Annotated in this window: 15 protein-coding genes and 1 tRNA gene; 4 read left to right on the top strand and 12 right to left on the bottom strand. The window is 67.7% G+C overall.

The features are described from left to right. Positions 1–55 precede the first annotated feature (55 nt). The 10 genes from rpmE to ACSMXV_RS28415 form a co-directional block, all read right to left on the bottom strand. Entirely contained in the window at positions 56–277 is a 222-nt protein-coding gene (gene rpmE / locus ACSMXV_RS28460; RefSeq protein WP_393105289.1) for a 50S ribosomal protein L31, read from the bottom strand. Positions 278–437: 160 nt separating this feature from the next. After that, positions 438–1559, bottom strand: coding sequence for an LCP family protein (locus ACSMXV_RS28455; RefSeq protein ID WP_473174050.1), 1122 nt, complete (start codon positions 1557–1559; stop codon positions 438–440). A 181-nt stretch (positions 1560–1740) separates the two neighbouring features. Beyond that, positions 1741–3555 (bottom strand): trypsin-like serine protease, encoded by a 1815-nt coding sequence (locus tag ACSMXV_RS28450; protein WP_473179092.1) that lies wholly within the window; start codon positions 3553–3555, stop codon positions 1741–1743. A gap of 230 nt (positions 3556–3785) precedes the next feature. Next, positions 3786–5801: a transcription termination factor Rho gene (gene rho / locus ACSMXV_RS28445; RefSeq protein WP_473174049.1), complete on the bottom strand. Its 2016-nt coding sequence runs from the start codon at positions 5799–5801 to the stop codon at positions 3786–3788. Between the two features lie 424 nt (positions 5802–6225). Further along, on the bottom strand, positions 6226–7143 hold the full coding sequence (gene thrB / locus ACSMXV_RS28440) for a homoserine kinase (RefSeq protein WP_181864428.1): 918 nt from the start codon (positions 7141–7143) through the stop codon (positions 6226–6228). A gap of 319 nt (positions 7144–7462) precedes the next feature. Continuing rightward, a complete protein-coding gene (gene thrC, locus ACSMXV_RS28435; protein ID WP_473174048.1) occupies positions 7463–8521 on the bottom strand; it encodes a threonine synthase in 1059 nt (352 codons plus the stop codon). A 6-nt stretch (positions 8522–8527) separates the two neighbouring features. Then, positions 8528–9820: a homoserine dehydrogenase gene (locus tag ACSMXV_RS28430; protein WP_181864427.1), complete on the bottom strand. Its 1293-nt coding sequence runs from the start codon at positions 9818–9820 to the stop codon at positions 8528–8530. Positions 9821–10177: 357 nt separating this feature from the next. After that, positions 10178–11569, bottom strand: a complete 1392-nt coding sequence (gene lysA / locus ACSMXV_RS28425) for a diaminopimelate decarboxylase (RefSeq protein ID WP_473174047.1) — start codon at positions 11567–11569, stop codon at positions 10178–10180. Between the two features lie 48 nt (positions 11570–11617). Beyond that, complete coding sequence (nrtL, locus tag ACSMXV_RS28420) at positions 11618–12721, bottom strand: ArgS-related anticodon-binding protein NrtL (RefSeq protein WP_473174046.1); 1104 nt, start codon at positions 12719–12721, stop codon at positions 11618–11620. A gap of 164 nt (positions 12722–12885) precedes the next feature. Next, positions 12886–13356 carry a response regulator gene (locus ACSMXV_RS28415; protein ID WP_473174045.1) on the bottom strand — a complete coding sequence of 157 codons (471 nt, stop codon included), beginning with the start codon at positions 13354–13356 and terminating at the stop codon, positions 12886–12888. Between the two features lie 327 nt (positions 13357–13683). Between ACSMXV_RS28415 and ACSMXV_RS28410 the strand changes: the two genes are divergently transcribed. Next, a tRNA-Arg gene (locus tag ACSMXV_RS28410) sits at positions 13684–13755 on the top strand. A 366-nt stretch (positions 13756–14121) separates the two neighbouring features. Here the strand turns inward: ACSMXV_RS28410 and ACSMXV_RS28405 are convergent. Next, positions 14122–15231 (bottom strand): pentapeptide repeat-containing protein, encoded by a 1110-nt coding sequence (locus ACSMXV_RS28405; RefSeq protein ID WP_473174044.1) that lies wholly within the window; start codon positions 15229–15231, stop codon positions 14122–14124. 126 nt (positions 15232–15357) lie between these two features. Between ACSMXV_RS28405 and ACSMXV_RS28400 the strand changes: the two genes are divergently transcribed. The 3 genes from ACSMXV_RS28400 to ACSMXV_RS28390 all read left to right on the top strand — a co-directional run bounded on the left by ACSMXV_RS28400 (position 15358) and on the right by ACSMXV_RS28390 (position 18732). Next, positions 15358–16499, top strand: a protein-coding gene (locus ACSMXV_RS28400; RefSeq protein ID WP_473174043.1) for an IS3 family transposase whose coding sequence is annotated in 2 segments (ribosomal slippage) — positions 15358–15603 and positions 15606–16499 — 1140 coding nt in all. Because the reading frame shifts where the segments join, the coding sequence is not laid out codon by codon here. A 118-nt stretch (positions 16500–16617) separates the two neighbouring features. Further along, positions 16618–17046 (top strand): SCO4402 family protein, encoded by a 429-nt coding sequence (locus tag ACSMXV_RS28395; RefSeq protein WP_473174042.1) that lies wholly within the window; start codon positions 16618–16620, stop codon positions 17044–17046. A gap of 234 nt (positions 17047–17280) precedes the next feature. After that, positions 17281–18732 (top strand): hypothetical protein, encoded by a 1452-nt coding sequence (locus ACSMXV_RS28390; protein ID WP_473174041.1) that lies wholly within the window; start codon positions 17281–17283, stop codon positions 18730–18732. 309 nt (positions 18733–19041) lie between these two features. On the opposite strand, the gene ACSMXV_RS28385 is transcribed toward ACSMXV_RS28390, so the two are convergent. After that, a complete protein-coding gene (locus ACSMXV_RS28385; RefSeq protein WP_473174040.1) occupies positions 19042–20982 on the bottom strand; it encodes a recombinase family protein in 1941 nt (646 codons plus the stop codon). Positions 20983–21033: the final 51 nt, after the last annotated feature.

Below are 21033 nucleotides of genomic sequence, written 5' to 3'. Positions count from 1 at the left end.
CGCCGGTCCCGGCGCGCCCCAAGAGGCACGACCGAGGACCGGCGCAGGTGGCTCGCTACTTCTTGGAGCCGGAAGCCTTGCCGAAGCGGGCCTCGAAGCGGGCCACACGGCCACCGGTGTCGAGGATCTTCTGCTTGCCCGTGTAGAACGGGTGGCACTCGGAGCAGACCTCGGCGCGGATGGTGCCGCTCTCGATCGTGCTACGGGTGGTGAACGACGCGCCACAGGTGCAGCTGACCTGCGTCTCGACGTACTCGGGGTGGATGTCGCGCTTCAAGGTGTCTCCTAGGTATCGGGAGGGCGCCGGGTCGCAGCCGCGGAATGCGGAAGCGTGAACCGGAGCCGACGTACCAGTCTGCCAGGACTGGCCGCATCCCCCAAAACCGGGGTGGGGCCGCATCTATTCCACGGCGCCCGGCAGCCCTGTTCGGTGCCCCTCAGCCGCTGCTCACCACGGAGCCTGCCGAGCCCTTGTCGCCCGCGGAGTCCTTGACGGCGGAGGCCGGGATGGGCTTGTCCGCCTCGAGCGCGGCCCACACCTTCCGGTCCCGCTTCTCGAGCGGCAGGACGCGGTTGAGGTTCGCGGGGTCGTACTGGACGGGCAGCGTGATCATCTTCATGTCGCCGGCGCCGATGTTCTTCAGGCCGCTCGCGAACCCGGCGAGGCTCTTGACGGAGTCCAGGTCGGAGTCCGTGGTGACCGCGCTGGTGGCGGTGTCCGCGAGGTCGTAGAGCTTCTTCGGGCTGCTGAGGACGCCGACCTCCTTGACCTGCTTGATCAGCGCCTTGATGAAGGCCTGCTGCAGCTGGATGCGGCCGAGGTCGCTGCCGTCACCCACGCCGTGCCGGGTACGGACGAGCCCGAGGGCCTGTTCGCCGGTCAGAGTGTGCTTTCCGGCCTTGAGATGCAGATGGCTCTGGTCGTCGTCGATGTCCTGCTTGGTGGTGATGTCGACGCCGCCGAGCGTGTCGATGAGCTTCTTGAAGCCCGTGAAGTCGACCTCGATGTAGTGGTCCATACGGATCCCGGACATCGACTCGACGGTCTTGACGGCGCAGGCGGGGCCCCCGACCTGGTACGCCGTGTTGAACATCAGCTCCCGGCCGCCCTCGACCGTGTCGCCCTTGCTGTCGGTGCAGTCGGGCCGGGTGACCAGGGTGTCGCGGGGTATGGAGACGACACTCGCCTTCTTGTGGCCCTCGTAGACGTGCACGACCATCGCCGTGTCGGAGCGGGCGGTGCCCTCGTCCTTGCCGTACTCGGAGTTCTTGCCGGAGCGCGAGTCGGAGCCGAGGACGAGGATGTCCATCGAGCCGTTGTCGACGTTCTGCGGCCGCTCGGTGCCGAGAGCGGCGTCGATGTCGACGCCCTGGATGTTGTCGTTGAGCTTGACGTACACGTACCCGAGGCCGGTGCCGCCGAGGACCACCAGGCCCGCCGCCGCCCAGGCGGCGATGACGACAGCCCTGCTCCGCCCGGAGCGCGGCTTGCGCCGCCGCCCCTTCGCTCGGCGGCTTCGTGTCGGCTGCTGGGTGGCCGGCGTCATCTGGTCGGGCATGTGCTCCTCAGTCCTCGTTGGGTCGGATACCCCCCGCTTTCGGCGTCAGGCCCTGGCTCGTTCGGTTTGTCAGACGGGGAAGCCGCATGCAGGGTTGCACAACGCACTGTGCCCACCGCGTACGGCGGTGGGCACAGTGCGTAGTCGGCGACGCCGGGTTGTCCGGCGTTCACCTGCGATTTCAGCCGAAGATGTCGTACCGCTGGAAGCCGGTGCCGACGTTGATCCTTGTGGCGAAGATCTCGCTGGTGGCCTTGCCGGTGCCCGGGTAGAGGTACAGCGTTCCGCCGGGCGTCCGGGCCAGGAAGTCGGCCTTGCCGTCGCCTGTCACGTCGCCCGGGGCGTCGAAGGCGTTGTAGCCGCTCCAGGTGCGCACCTTGATGCGGCTGGAGAACGCTCCGGTGCCGGCCTTGCCGGTGCCCTTGTACAGGTAGACGTACGAGTTGCTCTTGGAACGCGCGATCAGGTCGGCCTTGCCGTCGCCGGTGAAGTCGCCGTGGCCGCGCAGGGAGTTGTACTGGTTCCAGCCCGAGCCGACCTTGACGCGGGTCGAGAAGGTGCCGTAGCCCTTGCCCGGGTAGATCCACAGGTAACCGCCGGAGTCGACCGACAGCAGGTCGGGCAGGGCGTCGCCGGTGACGTCGCCGGGTGCCACGACGCGGGTGCGGGTCTTCCAGTTGTCGAAGATCTGGTTGGTGCCCCAGTTCCCGGTGGACGGGATGTAGTGCGACCAGAACATGGCGCCGTCGGCGCTACGCCGCACCACGAGGTCCTGGTACCCGTCCCGGTTGAGGTCGGTCTGCAGGACCAGGTTGACGCCGCCCCAGTTGCCCCAGGAGATGCGCGCGCCGAACGAGGTGCCCTTGGAGTCCTTCTCGAAGCCCTCGTTGTTGGAGTCCTGGCGCAGCCACAGGTCGGCCCGGTGGTCACCGTTCAGGTTGGTGTCGTCGATGCGCGGATAGGTGGCGCCGACATAGGTGCTCACCTTGCTGAAGACGCTGTACGCGCCCTCGGCCACGCAGTCCTCGACGCCCCAGGACACCACACCGACGATGCGGTTGTTGACCACGAGCGGGCCGCCGGAGTCGCCGTTGCACGCCGATACGGTGCCCGCGTCGCTGCCGGTCGCGGGCTCGCCCGCGCACACCATGTGGCCCTTGATGAAGTGACTGCCGAAGGCGCCGGTGCAGGTGGTGTCGGACTGGACCGGCAGCGTGGCCGACTTCAGCGTCTCGGAGATGTCCTGGCTGGTGGAGCTGGTGCGGCCCCAGCCGTAGACCGTGGCCTGGGTGCCGGCGGCGTACGACGCGGTGTCACCCGACGTCGTGATCCGGATCGGCTTGGCCGTGATCGGGTTCGGCAGCGTCAGGACGGCGATGTCGTTGTCGATGGTCGTCGCGTTGTACGACGTGTGGTTCCACTGCCGCCAGACGCTGGAGACGGTGCCGCCGTGCAGGTCGGTGTTGCCCGCGTCGTCCGTGGTCGGCAGCTGCGCCGTGTTGGTGACGATCGCGCCGTGGGCCTTCCAGTTGTAGCCCTTGACGCAGTGCGCGGCGGTGAGGATCTTCGTCGGCGCGACGACGGCGCCGCCGCAGAAGAAGCCGAGGTCGTCGCTCTCGTCGGTGGTGCCCTGGTCGTCGTAGTACCACAGCTGGGCCATCCAGGGCGCCGTGGTGATGCTGGTGTCGGTGCCGCCGACGACCTTCGCGTCGACGGTTCCGGTGCTCGAACCCGAGCTGCTCGTGGTGCTCGAGCTGTACGACGACTGCGATGTCTTGCCGGCCGTGTCGTCACCGGCCACCGCGCCCGCGACGCGCTTCTCGAGCTCGCTGAGCGTCGGCGACGTCGTGGCGGGCTTGACGGTCGGCTGAGGCAGCGGCGTGGCCGCGTCGGCGGGCGACATCAGTACCGCGGCGGCGACAGCGGCGGCCAGCGCGGCGGCCGCTGTGGGTATCGCTATGCGTATGCGGCGTCTGTGCCGACCGCCCCCGGACATGCGGGTGTCCACTCAAGTCCCCCCTCAAAGGCATGAGTTCAGAGGCCGAAGCGCCCGAGACAGATGGCGGGCAGATCGTGGAGATGCTTCGGCGAAGTGTGAGAGTGGCGTGATCGTACACCGGTTCCCACGCACAACAGAGGGCCGCCACCATCACATACGTAACGGTGGCGGCCCTTTTGCCCCTGCTTTAGCTGCGCGTCATCGGCTTTGCGCGCGCGTTGCCGACGTCAGTCGCCGTTGCCCGGCGTAGGCGTCGTCTTCTGGATCTGCAGCAGGAACTCGGCGTTCGACTTCGTCTGCTTCATCTTGTCGAGCAGCAGCTCGATCGCCTGCTGCTGGTCGAGCGCGTGCAGCACCCGGCGCAGCTTCCAGACGATGTTGAGCTCCTCGCCGCTGAGCAGGATCTCTTCCTTACGGGTACCGGACGCGTCCACGTCCACCGCCGGGAAGATGCGCTTGTCGGCGAGCTTCCGGTCGAGCTTGAGCTCCATGTTGCCGGTGCCCTTGAACTCCTCGAAGATCACCTCGTCCATGCGCGAGCCGGTGTCGACCAGCGCGGTGGCCAGGATGGTCAGCGAGCCGCCGTCCTCGATGTTGCGCGCGGCACCGAAGAAGCGCTTCGGCGGGTACAGCGCGGTCGAGTCGACACCACCGGACAGGATGCGGCCGGAGGCCGGGGCGGCGAGGTTGTACGCACGGCCCAGACGCGTGATCGAGTCGAGCAGTACGACGACGTCGTGACCCAGCTCCACCAGGCGCTTCGCGCGCTCGATGGCGAGCTCGGCGACCGTGGTGTGGTCCTCGGCCGGGCGGTCGAAGGTCGAGGAGATGACCTCGCCCTTGACCGACCGCTGCATGTCGGTGACCTCTTCCGGACGCTCGTCGACGAGGACGACCATCAGGTGGCACTCGGGGTTGTTGTGCGTGATCGCGTTCGCGATCGCCTGCATGATCATGGTCTTGCCGGCCTTCGGCGGCGAGACGATCAGACCACGCTGGCCCTTGCCGATCGGCGCGACGAGGTCGACGATCCGGGTGGTCAGCACGCCCGGGTCGGTCTCCAGACGGAGCCGGTCCTGCGGGTACAGCGGCGTCAGCTTGTTGAACTCCGGCCGCCCGCGCCCGGATTCGGGCGCCATGCCGTTGACGGAGTCCAGGCGGACCAGCGCGTTGAACTTCTCACGGCGCTCGCCTTCCTTGGGCTGGCGCACGGCACCGGTGACGTGGTCACCCTTGCGCAGACCGTTCTTGCGGACCTGGGCGAGGGACACGTACACGTCGTTGGGACCCGGGAGGTAGCCCGACGTCCGGATGAACGCGTAGTTGTCGAGGATGTCCAGGATGCCCGCGACGGGGATCAGGACGTCGTCCTCGCCGATCTGCGGCTCCTGGACGTCGTCGCGGCCGCGACGGCCCCGGCGGTCGCGGTAGCGGCCGCGGCGGCCACGGCCACGACCGTCGAAGTCGTCGTCGTCCTGCTGCTGCCGGTCCTGGCGGCCGCCGCCCGGCTGCTGGCGCTGCTGGCCACCGCCGCCCTGCTGCTCATCGCCCTTGCCCCGGCGGTCGCGGTCCCTGCCGCGCCCACGGTCACGGTCGCGGTCACGGCGGTCACGGCGGCCCTCCGCGCCGCCGTCCGCGGAACCGTCGCCCTGGCCGTCGCCCTTGGCGGTCTCGGTCTTGGGCTCGGTCTTCGGCTCGGCCACGGCAACGGCGGCCTGGGCCTCGGGGGCCCCGGCCTCGGCGGTGGCGCGACGCCGGCGGCGCTCCCCGACGGGGGCGTCGTCGCTGGCGGGCTGGCCCGGGATCTCGATCTGCTGCTGGGCCACGGCCTTCGCGGCGGCCTTGTCGCCCTCGCCCTGTACGGCCTTCTCGGCCTTGTCACCGGCCGCGGACTCGTCGCCGGTACGGGCCTTGGAGGTGGCGCGGCGCTTCGGCTTGGTCTCGGTCGAGGCGGCAGCGCTCTTGGCGGGGGCGTCCGAAGCGGCCTGGGACCCACCCCCGGCCTGCGCCTCCTTGATGACCTCGATCAGCTGGCTCTTGCGCATACGCGCAGTGCCCCTGATGCCGAGGCCGGATGCGACCTGCTGCAGCTCGGCCAGCACCATGCCCTCAAGGCCGGTACCGCGGCGCCGCCGGGAGCCGGCACCGGAGGCAGGCGCAGCAGATGCGTCCGTGGCGGGCGCAGCAGCGGTTTCGACCGTGCTGTCGGCACTCACGCCCATCAGATCGGTGGTGTCGCTCACGAAGGGTCCTTCCCTGGAGCGGACGTCGGCCTGTCTGGCTCGGCGACCGGTTGTGCTGTCCGGCAGATGGTCCGTGCTTGGTGGACCGTACCGGGGCGGTTGTCCGCCTACGCGGCGGAGAGATATCTGGTGATTGGCGATGCCCGAAGCCGTCACGCGGCTCGGTCACGCCGGTTCCGGAGCGCCCCCGGCTGACTCCCCCGGCTGGCGCCGGAGGTGTCCCCAGGAGGTCCCCCGCTCTGCAGGCCGCTCAATGCACGGCACTCGGTGCCTGTGCATGAAACTGCTTGGGAGCCTCGCGGAGGAGTGTCTGTCCCGGACGGGGACACAAGGCACCTCGCCATGGTGGGGTCGGGTGCAGACTTGAGGTTAACACTACCGGATCCAACAATCATTCCCCCTCTCGCAATCCGGCAACCGTGTGTCAGGGCGCAAGCGGCAGCACACTCGCTCCGGCGGCGTCGAGGGCCAGCCGGTTGGCCGCCCAGCCCTCCCCCGCCAGTCGGGCGACCTTGTCGGCCGTCGCGTCGTCCGCCAGCGCCAGGACCGTGGGGCCGGCGCCGGAGATCACTGCGGGCACCCCGTCGGCCCGCAGCCGCTCCACCAGGGCGGCGCTCTCCGGCATGGCGGGGGCGCGGTACTCCTGGTGCAGCCGGTCCTCGGTGGCGGGCAGCAGCAGCTCGGGGCGCCTGGTCAGGGCCTCGACGAGCAGGGCCGCCCGGCCCGCGTTGGCCGCGGCGTCCACATGCGGGACGGTGCGCGGCAGCAGTCCGCGTGCGGTCTCGGTGAGCACCGGCTTTCCCGGTACGAAAACCACCGGAACGATGGAATCTGCGGGGTCCATTCTGATCGCGCGGGCCGCGCCGCCCTCCATCCAGGAGAGGGTGAACCCGCCGAGCAGGCACGCTGCGACGTTGTCGGGGTGCCCCTCGATCTCGGTGGCGAGCTCCAGCAGCGCGGCGTCGTCGAGCTTGGTGTCGCCGCCTATCGTCACAGCGCGCGCGGCGACGATGCCGGCGCAGATGGCGGCCGACGAGGATCCGAGGCCGCGGCCGTGCGGGATGCGGTTGGCGCAGACGACCTCGAGGCCGCGCGGCTGTCCGCCCAGCAGGTCGAAGGCGGTACGCAGTGAGCGGACGAGCAGATGGCTCTCGTCGCGTGGGAGCGTCTCGCTGCCCTCACCTGCGATGTCGATATTCAGGCCGGAATCGGCCACCCGGAGGACGACGTCGTCGAACAGCCCCAGCGACAGGCCGAAGGCGTCGAAGCCCGGACCGAGATTGGCGCTGGTGGCGGGGACGCGCACCCGTACGGCGGCGGCGCGGAACGCGGGACCGGCCATCGCTCGATGACTCTCCTTGAACTGCGGGGTTTGTTGAACTACGGGGTTTGGCGAGATTTCGATGCACTGCAAGACGAACCGAACACCCGACGGCCGCGGACGGCGGCGGCTCCGCGGCATGCGCGGCAGGGTGGGTTCGGTACAGCCTATCGAAGGAAGGTTCAGTGGCGACATAGGGCGCACAGGAGGCGCACGATGCGTGTCGAAAGCCCCCTGTGCACCCCCCGTGGGCAAATGCCCGGGTCGGAGGGGTCCGGGTCCGGCCGCTGCCGGACCCGGCTGCGTCCTGCGGAGCCTGCCGCCCGGCCCCTGGGGGGTCCTACGCGAGTCCCAGGCGCTCCGCCGCAGCGGCCGCGTCGACCGGGACCGTGACCGGCTGCGGTGCGCCCGCGACGGCCCAGTCCGGGTCCTTGAGGCCGTTGCCGGTGACCGTGCAGACGATCGTCTGGCCCGGGTCGACCTTGCCCTGCTCGGCGGCCTTCAGCAGACCGGCGACGGACGCTGCCGACGCGGGCTCGACGAAGACGCCCTCCTGGGAGGCCAACAGGCGGTAGGCGCGCAGAATCTCACGGTCCGTCACCTCGTCGATGAGACCGCCCGATTCGTCCCGCGCGGCCAGCGCGAACTTCCAGGACGCGGGGTTGCCGATACGGATCGCGGTGGCGATCGTCGAGGGGTCCTTCACGACCTCGCCGCGCACGATCGGAGCGGAGCCGGAGGCCTGGAAACCCCACATTCGGGGGGTCTGCGAGGCGACCTCGTCCGCGGCGTATTCGGTGTAGCCCTTCCAGTACGCGGTGATGTTGCCCGCGTTGCCCACCGGCAGGACGTGTATGTCGGGCGCGTCGCCGAGCATGTCCACGATCTCGAACGCGGCGGTCTTCTGGCCCTCGATACGCACCGGGTTGACCGAGTTGACCAGCGCCACCGGGTAGTTCTCGGACAGTCCGCGGGCCAGCGTCAGGCAGTCGTCGAAGTTGCCGTCGACCTGGAGGATCTTCGCGCCGTGCACGAGCGCCTGGCCCATCTTGCCGAGCGCGATCTTGCCCTGCGGCACGAGGACGGCGCTGACCATGCCCGCGCGTACGGCATACGCGGCGGCCGACGCCGACGTGTTGCCGGTGGAGGCGCAGATGACCGCCTGCGCGCCCTCCTCCTTGGCCTTGCTGATCGCCATGGTCATGCCGCGGTCCTTGAAGGACCCGGTCGGGTTCGCACCCTCGACCTTGAGGTGGACCTCGCAGCCCGTGCGCTCGGAGAGCACCTGCGCGGGCACGAGCGGCGTACCGCCCTCGCGGAGCGTCACGACCGGCGTGCTGTCGGAGACCGGCAGCCTGTCCCGGTACTCCTCGATGATTCCGCGCCACTGGTGGGTCATTGCTGGTTACTCTCCTTCAACCCGCATGATGCTGGCGACACCCCGCACGGTGTCGAGGTTGCGCAGCGCCTCGACGGTCCCGCTGAGGGAAGCGTCGGACGCACGGTGGGTGACGACGACGAGCGATGCCTCGCCGTCCTTGCCCTGCTGGCGCACCGTGTCGATGGATACGCCGTGCTCGGCGAAGACCGTCGCGACCTGGGCGAGTACGCCCGGCTTGTCGGCCACGTCGAGGCTGATGTGGTAGCGCGTGACGACCTCGCCCATGGGCGAGACCGGCAGCTGCGCGTACGCGGACTCGCCGGGCCCGGTCGACTCGGCGAGCTTGTTGCGGCAGACGGCGACGAGGTCGCCCAGCACCGCGGAGGCAGTCGGGGAACCACCGGCGCCAGGCCCGTAGAACATCAGCTGACCTGCGGCGTCGGCCTCGACGAAGACGGCGTTGTAGGCGCCGCGGACGGAGGCGAGGGGGTGGCTGAGCGGGATCATCGCCGGGTGCACGCGGGCGGTGACGGACTCGCCGTCGGCGGCCCGCTCGCAGATGGCGAGCAGCTTGATGGTGCAGCCCATCTGTTTCGCGGAGGCGAAGTCGGCGGCGGTGACCTCGGTCATGCCCTCGCGGTACACGTCGTCGAGGCGTACGCGCGAGTGGAAGGCGATGCCGGCGAGGATCGCGGCCTTCGCGGCGGCGTCGAAGCCCTCGACGTCGGCGGTCGGGTCGGCCTCCGCGTATCCGAGGGCCGTGGCCTCGTCGAGCGCCTCCTGGTACCCGGCGCCGGTCGTGTCCATCTTGTCGAGGATGAAGTTGGTGGTGCCGTTGACGATGCCCATGACCCGGTTGATCTTGTCGCCGGCAAGGGACTCGCGCAGCGGCCGGATCAGCGGGATCGCGCCGGCGACTGCGGCTTCGTAGTAGAGGTCACGCCCGTGCTCCTCGGCCGCCGCGTGGAGAGCCGCCCCGTCCTGGGCGAGCAGCGCCTTGTTCGCGGAGACGACGGACGCGCCGTGCTCGAAAGCCGTGGTGATGAGGGAGCGCGCGGGCTCGATACCGCCGATGACCTCGACGACGACGTCGATGTCGCCCCGTTTGACGAGGGCGGTGGCGTCGGTCGTGATCAGGGACGGATCGATGCCCTCGCGGACCTTGGAGGGCCGGCGGACCGCCACGCCCGCCAGCTCCACGGGGGCCCCGACCCGCGCGGCGAGGTCCTCCGCGTGCGTCGTCATGATGCGTGCCACCTCTGAGCCGACAACCCCACAGCCCAGCAGCGCCACCTTCAGCGGACGCGTACGCATCATCCGACCTCGCTTCTCATACATCTACGGTTGGACCAGTCTCACCCAACGGACCGGATTTTCTGCCCCTCGTCCGGATCGTGAGACGTTTATTTCATTTTCCCGGGACCGGAAATCAGGAGATCTTTCTCCGGCACTGGGCATGTCTGCGGCGTTCTGCCGCGCCTGGCGGGCGGCTGGCGGAAGGTGTTCCGACCGCTGGCCGACCGGCGGGCGGCTGGCGGAAGGTATGCCGACCGCCGACCGACCGGCGGCCAGCCGGCGGGCGGCTGGCAGAAGGTCTTCCGACCGCTGGCCGCCCGGGGGGCGGCTGGCCGGAAGACGTTCCGACGGCTGGCCGCCCGGCGGTCACCCGGCCGCTCATCCGACATCGAGCCGCAGCAGATCCTCCTCCATCTCCCGGCGGACGATCACCCGGGCCTCGCCGTCGCGCACGGCGACGACGGGCGGGCGAAGTGCGTGGTTGTAGTTGCTCGCCATGGAACGGCAGTACGCACCGGTCGCCGGGACGGCGATCAGGTCGCCGGGCGCCAGGTCGGACGGCAGGAAGGCGTCGCGTACGACGATGTCGCCGCTCTCGCAGTGCTTGCCGACGACGCGGACGAGCATGGGCTCGGCGTCAGAGGTCCTGGAGACGAGGGAGACGCTGTACTCGGCGTCGTACAGCGCGGTGCGGATGTTGTCCGACATGCCGCCGTCCACGGAGACGTACGTACGCAGCCCGTCGAGCGGCTTGATGGTGCCGACCTCGTAGAGCGTGAAGGCGGTGGGTCCGACGATGGCGCGCCCGGGCTCGACTGAGATACGAGGAGTCCGGAGCCCGGCGGCCTCACACTCCCGGGTGACGATCTCACCGAGCGCCTTGGCGATCTCGTGCGGCTCGCGCGGGTCGTCGTCGGAGGTGTACGCGATACCGAGGCCGCCGCCGAGGTCGATCTCGGGCAGCTCGACGCCGTGCTCGTCACGGATCTCGGCGAGAAGGGACACGACGCGCCGGGCGGCGACCTCGAACCCGGCCATGTCGAAGATCTGCGACCCGATGTGCGAGTGGATGCCGACGAGCTCGAGCCCGTCGAGCTTGAGGGCACGCCGCACGGCCTCGGCGGCCTGACCGTCGGCGAGCGCGATGCCGAACTTCTGGTCCTCGTGGGCCGTGGCGATGAACTCGTGCGTGTGCGCCTCGACCCCGACAGTCACCCGGATCAGCACACGCTGCCGCTTGCCCAGCTGCTCGGCGATGTGCGCGACGCGCACGATCTCCTGGAAGGAGTCCAGGACGATGTGCCCGACACCGACGGAGACGGCCTTCTCGATCTCCGCGGCGGACTTGTTGTTGCCGTGGAAGGCGATGCGCTCGGCGGGCATCCCGGCGGAGAGGGCGGTGGCGAGCTCGCCGCCGGAGCAGACGTCGAGGTTGAGGCCCTCTTCGTGCAGCCAGCGCACGATGGCGCGGGAGAGGAACGCCTTGCCCGCGTAGAAGACGTCGGCGCCCTCCCCGAAGGCGGTACGCCAGGCCTGGGCCCGCGCCCGGAAGTCGTCCTCGTCGATGAAGTACGCGGGCGTACCGAACTCCTCGGCGAGCCTCGTCACGTCGATGCCGCCGACGCTGACGGCGCCCTCGCGGGTCCGGGTGACGGTCCGGGACCACACCTTGGGGTCGAGGGCATTGAGGTCGGCGGGCGGCGCGGTGTAGTGCCCCTCGGGCAGAACGTCGGCGTGGCGGGGGCCGGCGGGGTGTGCGGAACGGCTCATGTCTGTTCTTGCGCTCTCTCGTACGTCACGTGGTCGTGTCCCACGTGGTCAGACGTGTTCGGGTGCATCGATGCCGAGCAGGGACAGGCCGCCGGCCAGCACCGTCCCGGCGGCTTCGGCGAGCGCGAGCCGGGCGCGGTGGGCGGCCGAGGGTTTCTCGTCACCGACCGGCAGCACGCGCGTGGCGTCGTGAAACCGGAAGAAGGCGTCGGCGGTGGCGACGAGGTGCCGCGCGAGCCGGTCGGGGGCGCGGTGCCGGGCGGCGGTGACGAGGACTACGGGGTGGTCGGCGAGGGCGGTGAGCAGGTCCTGGGCTTCCGAGGACTCGCCGACTTCCGGGGACACGCCGACTTCCGGGGACTCGCCCAGGTGACCGGGCTCGGGATGGAAGCCGAGCTGGTCGGCACCACGTACGAGAGCCCGGGCGCGGGAGTGCGCGTACTGGACCCGGAAGAGGGGGTTGCTCTCGCGCTGGACGAGGTGGTCCGGGGTGAGGCGAGGGCGGTCGTGGGAGGCAGGGTGGAGGAGGGCCCAACGGGTCGGGTCGGAGCCGAGGGGGATGGTGGGCGGTGGGGGTGCGGGGACGGGGCGGAGATTTACGGTGCCGTCCGCTCCGCCGGGCGGGTCTTCGGTTCGGCCGGGCGGGTCTTCGGTTCGGCCGGGCGGGTCTTCGGTTCGGCCGGGCGGAATGTGGACGGTCTCGGCGTGACCGCCGAGGGCGGCGACGATGCGGGAGACGGCATCGGCGACGACTTCGGCGCGCGGCTCGTGCGCCGGGATACGCAGTTCGATCCGCTCGCCGTCGAGGGCGAGGCTGTGCCCGTACCGGAGCCCTTGAGTAAGGACATCACGTACGAGGGCGGCGTCGGCCCCGTCGAGGGTGAAGTTGAGGAACCCGGGCCCGGTGATCGCGACGTCGGCGATGCCGGGCGCGCTGTGCAGCCGGTCCCGCAAAATCTCGGCGACCTGCCGGGGCGGCGCGCCGGCGTCACGGGCGAGCTGCAGGGCGACGTTGGTGGCGTAGTCCCCACTACCGCCCGGCCTGGGCCGCTCAATCACGACCCGTGCGGGCACGACCACGGTCAGCTCCCCGTCATCCACAGCACGGCGCACGGCGCGCAGCACGGTACGGGAGAGCTCGACGGGGGTCACGGGGACAAGCGTATGGGAGGAGGGGGGTGGGTAGGCGAGTTGGTTTCGCGGGTTCCGGAATGTGGACCGGTGGTCAGAGATCCGAATCAGGAGGAACCCCGAGTGAGGAGGGATCCCGAATGAGGAGGGATCAGGCGCCGGCGTGCCCTACACGGCCCAACACGTTAGGCGCCGGTGTGCCCCGCACGCTCTGTCTCAACACCGGAACCGGCCCCGGCCTCGCCCTCCGCGTCAGTGTCCCCACCGCCCCCGGCCTCGGGCCCTCCACCATCCCCACGCCGCTCGCGCTCGACCAACTGCCGAACGGTCTGAACGAGTTCGGCGGGCTCGAACGGCTTGGCGAGGAAAGCGTCCACGCCGATGTCGAGCCCGTTCTCGACCTCGTACTGCGTACAGGCGCTGACGATCACAAGGGGCAGATCCCGCGTACGAGGCTCGGAACGCAGCCGGGCGGCGGTGCGGAGCCCATCGAGGCGGGGCATGACGACGTCGAGCGTGACGACGTCGGGGCGGACCTGCTGAACGACGTCAAGGCACTCGGCACCATCTGCCGCGGTCACGACCTCGAAGCCCTCCAGCTCGAGGTTGACCCTGATCAGCTGCCGGATGACCTTGTTGTCATCGACAACAAGCACCCGACCGGACGCGCCTGGCACACATCGAGGGTAGGTCCGCCCAGGCGGCCGCGTCCGGGTTTTCCCTACTTCCGCCCCTTGCGGGGTAAGGCCGTACGTGTGGCCGAGACCACGCTGTGTGACGTGACAGCGAGGCGTGGCCTCTGCACAGATGTGTCGCCGCACTGCTTGCCGAGATACCGATGGGACCTCTGTGACTCCTGAGCCCACCGCCCGGCCCGGCCCTGAAGCCCGCGGCTTCGAAGAAACCCAGACGAAATACCTGTTCATGAGGACCCCCCAAGAACTGGTAGGGTTCTACCCGTCGCCGCCACACGCGACCGACACGCCCCCGTAGCTCAGGGGATAGAGCAACGGCCTCCGGAGCCGTGTGCGCAGGTTCGAATCCTGCCGGGGGCACTCGCCAAGGATCAGCAGAAATCAAGCTCTGACCAGGGCGGATGCCGACAGAAGAGGGCGGGAGTCAGTCTCACTGACTCCCGCCCTCTCTCGTTTCCTCTCATTGTTCGCGACACACCCCCGACACACTCAGTGCGGTGGACGCGACGTCGGGGGCCGATGGCCAGCTCACAGTCCAGCGCGTGCAACCTCAGCGTCAGGGGGTCCGCGGCTGGGCTACGGCAGGTTGGTAAGAGCGTGTCGCTAGTCCTAGCGAGCCGGATCAGCCGTGGTCGAGTGAGCACCTTGCTGCAGATGGATGCGATCGGTCTCGCGAGGTGACTACGTCAGCTCTAGGGAAGTTCGTGGAAACGAGAACTCGGGGGCTCATCGGTCACGCTCAGACAAGTTGCCAGCCTGAACGATTCGTGCAGTGACGCGATCGTCGCCCGCTATGCCGGATGGCAACGCTGTATCGCCGTTCAGCCTGGCAGAGACCACCTGCTCAACAGTTACGAGCGCCGACTGCAGATCAGTCCCGCGTAGGTCGGCGTTAGAGAGGTTTGCCAACCTCCCTGCTTCGGGGCGTTCAAAATGCGCGTCCATCAAATCGGAGCGGGACAAGACTGCCCTCTTGAGATTGGCACCCGTTAAATTGGCATGGCCAAGCTTTGTCTCTGAAAGGTCTGCTCCTTCAAGGAGAGCGTCACTCATATCTGCCTCTCGCAACCATGCACCGGTCAAGGTCGCCTTGCTCATCCAAGCCTGATGTAGACCAGCCCGCCAGAGCAGGGCCTTGGTGAGCTTCGCTCCGCTGAGCCGAGCCCCACTAAGGTCTGTCTCACGCAGGTCAGCTTCGGTGAGGTCAGCTCCACGAAGATCCGCCCCTGCAAGATGGAGGCCGTTCAAATTAACTTGAACAGCGGAGGACACGTGCGCGCGGGATATTGGTTGAGTCAGAGCTGTAAGAGCGGCTTGAACGTCGGCCGCAGGCTCCCTCGGTAGCGCCAGAGTGGAAGTGCTGTTCAAAGTACCCATCCGGGCAGCCCGGCGGGCTGCTTTCACTGAACCTCGAACACCGGCAGCTCTTGACCCAGGACGACGAGGCGCTCTTTCCCGAATGAACGCCTGCAGAATCTGTGCGGCGTGCGCTGCCTGATCCGGAGCATCCTGAACAATTTGCTCCAAAGCAACAATGCCACCGATGCGCACGTACATCTGTTCCGAGCCAAGGCGCTCCAAAGCTTTGGTGAATCGGTCGGTCACCTGTCCGCGACGACTCAGCCGGTAGTTAAAGGCGGTGAAGATAAGGGCGACACTTGCCCCGAGGACCGCTACCACCTGTACGAGGGCTAACCGGAATTGCCCCAACGCAGCGGACCGGTCCGCGCCTTTCATACCCTTCCATTCAGGACCCGAGATCCACCGTACAAGCACCCGGGTCGCAGGAGTGAAGACCACCACCAGCACACCAGCCAGCAGCAACGTGCCGACCAAGACCACCGCGTAGAGCCGTCGGGACTGCTGCAGAGTTGGGTGACACCTGACCTGGCTTGCTGAGAGGCGGCCTGGAAGGATGTCGCAGTTCCCAAGCCGTATCCCAAGGAGTTCCGCGAGGACGTCGTGCGAGTCGCGCGCAACCGCGAGCCCGGCGTCACGCTGGAACAGATCGCCGCCGACTTCGGCGTCCACCCGATCACGCTCTCGAAGTGGCTGCGCCGCGCCGACACCGACGAGGGCGCCAGGCCCGCAACGGCATCGGATGAGTCGGCCGAGCTGCGCGAGGCACGCAAACGGATCCGGCTGCTGGAGCAGGAGAACGAGGTGCTCAGGAGGGCGGCGGCGTATCTGTCGCAGGCGAACCTGCCGGCAAAATGATGTACCCGCTCGTCCGCGAGCTGGCCGCTGCCGATGCCCCTTGCCGGGTGCCGGTGGCGGTGACGTGCCGGGTGCTCGGGCTGGCCCGCCAGCCCTACTACCGGTGGCTGGACCGGCCGGTCACCGACGCCGAATTGGCCGAGGCATACCGGGCCAACGCCTTGTTCGACGCGCACCGCGACGATCCCGAGTTCGGCCACCGCTTCCTTCTCGACGAAGCGCGCGTCGCCGGTGAGGCGATGGCCGAGCGGACCGCCTGGCGGATCTGCCGGGACAACGGCTGGTGGAGCGCCTTCGGCAAGCGCAGGGGCCGCGGGAAGAACGCCAAGGCCGGGCCGCCGGTCCACGATGACCTGGTGCGGCGGGACTTCACCGCGGACGGGCCGAACCGGCTGTGGCTCACGGACATCACCGAGCACGCAACCATCGAGGGCAAGCTGTATCTGTGCGCCGTCAAGGACGCTTTCTCGGGCCGTATCGTGGGCTATTCCATCGACGCCAGGATGCAGTCCCGCCTCGCGGTGAGAGCGCTGGAGTCCGCCGTCGTCCGCCGCGGCCCCGTCGCGGGGTGCATCGTGCACTCCGACCGCGGTTCGCAATTCCGGTCCCGCAAGGTCGCCGCCGTACTCAACCGGCATGGCCTGGTCGGTTCGATGGGCCGGGTCGGGGCCGCCGGCGACAACGCCGCGATGGAGAGCTTCTTCGCACTGCTGCAGAAGAACGTCCTCGACCGCCGTACCTGGGCCACCCGCCAGGAGTTGCGGATCGCGATCGTGACCTGGATCGAGCGGACCTACCACCGGCGCCGACGGCAACGACGCCTGGGCCGATTGACCCCCGTCGAGTACGAGACCATCATGACCCCACCCGCAGCTCTTGCTGCATAAACCCGCTGTCACCCGATCATGCAGCAGTCCCGACGTCAGGCAAGATGGGGTGTTTCTCTCCAAATGACTCAGAGAAACGCCGACGCCTCGTCAAGCTTCGGTCGCTAGGATCCGGCTCGTGAGCGAAGACACCCGACTCATAGCGAACCACCGAGTCCACCTCGTACCCGTGGTTCTGGCTCTGGCCAATCCGCCGTGGCAGCGGGACGTGTGGCTTGACCCGTCGGCGTTCGAGAACCTGGGCCATGTCTTCCACACGCTCTTCGATGACTTCTGTGACGCCGACGAACCCGAGCGCTACCTCGGCGTCAGCCTGAGAACTGAGGAAGAGGTCATTCTGATGAGAGAGCTCGGTGTTGCGCTCAACACCTCGGCGGCCGAGGCTCCCAACGACACCGACGCGGAGTACCTGCAGGCAACATCCTGGCCGGAAGTCGTGGCCGTGGCCGGACGTCTCGCTCAGGTCATGGTCGCGAACGACCTGAGGGAACTCGCTGCGCTGCACGATCCCGAGCCAAGTTCATCAGCCGACCACTCGCGGTCGTAGTGAGCAACAGCGGTGAGTGTCTAACTGCGTGACAACGCCGGCGCACGGCGGCGGACAACCACGTGGCCTCGTGTTCGCCAGGCCGAGGTGGAAGCAGCCAAGAGCCACCACGACGGGTCCCCTAGCTCCAGTCCGCCGCCCCGTGATCGCGGCAGACCATCTTGTGCCTGCCTACATCCGCATCTACGGTCGAGCTGCTCAAGCAGTTGCAGTGCTGCGCCCTTGGGGGGAAGCGTGCATCTTGACTTCAGTGCCTTAGTGCGCGAACTGGGGACGCCTGCCAAGCTCGTTGTCAGTTCGACGCCAGAACTGGCAGAAGAGGTCGAAAAGGAAGCCCGAGAGCGCGTCGGACCGAAACGCGGTACTTCCTACCTCTACCGCAAGCCGGTTTATTCAATTCCATTCTACTTATTTAGCGGAATCGAATCCAGCCCGGCAGAGGTGCTGCGCGAATTGGGATTGGCCACCACGTTCGTTACGGCTTCACCTTTCGCCGATATAGCCCGCCACTGGGCGCATGTACGGTACTGCGCCACTCTTAGGAGCAACAGAAAAAAGATCTTGACATTGACCCCGGCAGGTTCAGATATAGTACATCACCACAAGGTGGCACAGTCAGAACAACTCGGCATTGGCTTAGCCCTGGTGGTGGCCAAACGGATCCTTGAGCGAAAATATCCCGGGTGGCTCTTTTCAAGCGTTGACGTAGATGTGGCGCTAGAAGCTGGCTTCATCGAAGGGGTAGGCCTGGTCCGACAGAAGAATAAGGCAACAATGCGCCCGGATTACTTCTTGGTCGGCTGTCGTGCCGGAGGTGGCAAATCAGGGTGCAAAGTGTACGTCTTGGAGTGCAAGGGAACCCACGGGAACACATATCATTCGAAACGGCAGTTAGCCACTGCTTCCCTTCAGATAGGTTCCATCGAAGTAGGGTCTCGAACCTTGCCGAGCCTCATCGTTGCCTCCCGCCTGTCCACGGCAGGCGTTTCCATAGACGTACTCGACCCGCCTGGAGACGACGACCTGTGGGGCGGTGAATCTGAAGAGTTCGATGCATTGCTATCCGAGCATCCCGGACCCCGGCAGTGGACATCGGGCAAGCCCACCTTCGAACAGTTCTTTGCGCGACAGAGAGAGCTTCTCGGAGCTGAAGAATTTCAGTCCAGTGAAGCAGACTTGCAAGCCGCGCACACAGAGTACGAGGCAAGCCTGGGCGAGCTTCCTGTCATCTTCCAGGTACCGGAGGACGGGAAAAAGTGGCTATTCCGCATCCTCGCAAGAAATGCTGCTCACTCTGTTCTACGGTTTGCGGGCGACAACACTTCTGCAACAGAATTCGCCACGCCAAGAACCGCAGACTATCAGCGCTTACCCATAGACGACCCGGCTCCGGACTGGCAGACGTTTACAGTCAGTTCCGAGTCCAACATTGATTCGCATCGGTTCGTCGGTGTCGAGTATTCCATGCCACTCCCCAACGGCGCATCTCTAGAAATCTTCAGGGGGGTCGAAAAGGGGATGTATGAAAGTCTTCGTGAAGGGAGAGTCAGCGCCTACCTCAGGAGAGCTCACCAACTTCGCGGTTCGTGGGCGTCAGTTCCGTCTGGAGCAGCTGCGAACGGTACCCAGCACCAAGCCGTCTCAGTTGGCAGCGACGGAACCGGGCTGAGGATCCGTGTGGTGTAACCGCTACGCGTCCTGGTGTAGGGCACGCACGGCTGTAGGGCATGCTGCTCGAACTCCTAATGCCGTGCTCCCGAGAGCGCTGGCACCTCCTCATGCTGGGGTCGCTAGGCTCGGATTCGTGAGCGAAGACGCCCAACTCATAGCGAACTACCGCGTCCACGTCGTGCCCGCGGCCTTGGCTCTAAACCACCGTGGCAGCGGGACGTGTGGCTCGACCGATCGGCGCTCGAGAACATGGACCACGTCTTCCAGACGCTTGGCCAGTGCGACACAGCTCCGACACGGTGCGTGCCGCCAGAGCACACCGGGTTAGCTCCCGCGCAGGTCAGATGGGGTGTGGGGCGTGATCGGCGCAATCACTCCGGAGCCGTGTGCGCAGGTTCGAATCCTGCCGGGGGCACTCGAAAGATGGGAATGGATGCGCCGGTTTTGCCGGGCTTGTCCATCCCGAGTGCCATGATCGGGTTCCAGCACTTCGGTGCGGGGGCCCGATTTTTTGTTCCATGGCTCCAGCTCACGGGTGACGGACACCAGTCCGTCAACCAGGCAGCCCGGGATCGTCACCCGCAGGGTCAGCTCTTCGCGGGGCCGGCTGTAGCGGACCTCCAGCCCGAAGGCGTTGTAGAGCCGCCGTTGGATCTCCTCCGGGACCAAGGCAAGGTCCACATCGAGGTGTGGGAGCGCATCCAGTAGGGCCGCGCTGTCGGCGGGACGGTCCACCTGTTTCGGCGCTCGTAGGTGAGCCAGTTGCTCGGCGAGCTGTTCGCGCTGTGCGCCCAGCGTGGCGTGCTCCCGGCGGATCGCGTCACGGAACTGCTTCTCCTGCTCCGGATCGAGATCGTCGGACTCGTCGTCGCCACCGAAGCCGTCGGCGAGAGTGCGGATGAGGCGGGCCTGGCGCTGGCCGATGGCACTGATGGCGCGCTCCAGAGCTGCCCGCTCCTTGGCGATGCGATCGCCGGCGTCATCAGCAGATCGATCGGCTTCGAGCGCGGCTGTGAGGTGGCTGCGCCGGTCGGGCCCGAAGATCCGATCGGCGAAGAAGCGGGAGACAGACGCGATCAGGATCTCTTCGCGGATCCACAAGGTCTTGGGGTGGTCGGGAAACCACGGCTGATCACGATGTTGGTTGGCGTCGGGCTGACAGGCGTAGTAAGGGATCTGGTGGCGGGTCTTGCCGAACATGCGGCGGTCACAGATGTCGCAGGAGACATACGACCGCAGGACGTAAGAGCGCTTGGTGGCCGGGTGAGCGTTGGGTCCGTGGGTGGTGCGGGATCCCCGGCGTTTACGGCCCACGGTGGAGACGGCGTCGAACAGTTCCTTGGTTACAAGAGGCTCATGGGTGGGTCGTGGAGACCACACCCAGTCCTTCGGTTCGTTGTTGCGGCCGCCCTTCTTCGTCGCACGGCGGTTCCAGACCTGGTAACCCGTGTACTTGGGGTTGCGCAGGATCTCTCGCACGGCCCCTCCGCTCCAGCGGCCCAGGGCCGCATCAAGGCGGGTCGGCTCCGGAGGCGGGTACGCGACGAGGTCCAAGTTCAGACGATCGGCGATGCCGTCGTAGCCAAGCTTGTCCAGCCCGCGGAGCTGGAAGATGTACGTGACCGCTGAGGCCCGCGGCGGGTCGGGGATGAGCCGGTGTTTGGTACGGCCCTCGGCTCGGCGAGCTGGAACGGGATGGGGCACCTTCTCCGCCCGGTAGCCGTAGGGAGGCTTGCCCACGTTCCAGCCCTGGGAGACGTGCTCGATGAAGCCGTCCCAGGACAGCTCGAGCATCTGGAGCACGTACCACTCGGAGACGGCTTGCTTGACGCGCCGGGTGAGGGTCGGTGTGGCGCGCTTGGCCCTGGGGCCGGTAACGATCGGCTCGTCGGCAGCGCACAGGGCGACTCCGGCTTGCTCCAGCTCGTACTCGATCTTCGTACCGAAGTAGGTGCGGCGGGCGACGCGTTCGATCGACTCACAGATGACGGCAGCGAAGCGGCGATCGGAGCGCTGGGCCTCTTGGAGCAGATCGGCGACGCTGCCGTCTCGCGGGATAGGAATCTTGAAGTTCTGGTGAGCCAGGGAGTTGCCCCGCTCGTGCAGCTCTTTTCGGCCGGACTCGACGTCGTAGAAGTGGGCGACGATGACCCAGCCGGGCGGTAGGGCGGCTCTGGCGTTGCGCAGCTGCCGGGGCAGCGACAGTGTCGGGTCCTGGGCATCCTCCGTGGAGGTCCGGCCGAGCCAGGCCACCGGAACGGTCACCGGAAGCGCCGCGACGTCGGGGATACCGTCGGTGGCCCAGGGCCGGCCGGG

Source organism: Streptomyces sp. DSM 42067, assembly GCF_055792885.1.
Note: the sequence above shows the minus strand (reverse complement) of the source record. Positions and strands in the feature narration are given on the sequence as shown.

Excerpts from the sequence above, each read along its gene's own strand:
- lysA (WP_473174047.1), bottom strand. The coding sequence starts at position 11,569 with ATGAGCCGTTCCGCACACCCCGCCGGCCCCCGCCACGCCGACGTTCTG.
- ACSMXV_RS28430 (WP_181864427.1), bottom strand. The coding sequence starts at position 9,820 with ATGATGCGTACGCGTCCGCTGAAGGTGGCGCTGCTGGGCTGTGGGGTT.
- thrC (WP_473174048.1), bottom strand. The coding sequence starts at position 8,521 with ATGACCCACCAGTGGCGCGGAATCATCGAGGAGTACCGGGACAGGCTG.
- thrB (WP_181864428.1), bottom strand. The coding sequence starts at position 7,143 with ATGGCCGGTCCCGCGTTCCGCGCCGCCGCCGTACGGGTGCGCGTCCCC.
- ACSMXV_RS28450 (WP_473179092.1), bottom strand. The coding sequence starts at position 3,555 with ATGTCCGGGGGCGGTCGGCACAGACGCCGCATACGCATAGCGATACCC.
- ACSMXV_RS28455 (WP_473174050.1), bottom strand. The coding sequence starts at position 1,559 with ATGCCCGACCAGATGACGCCGGCCACCCAGCAGCCGACACGAAGCCGC.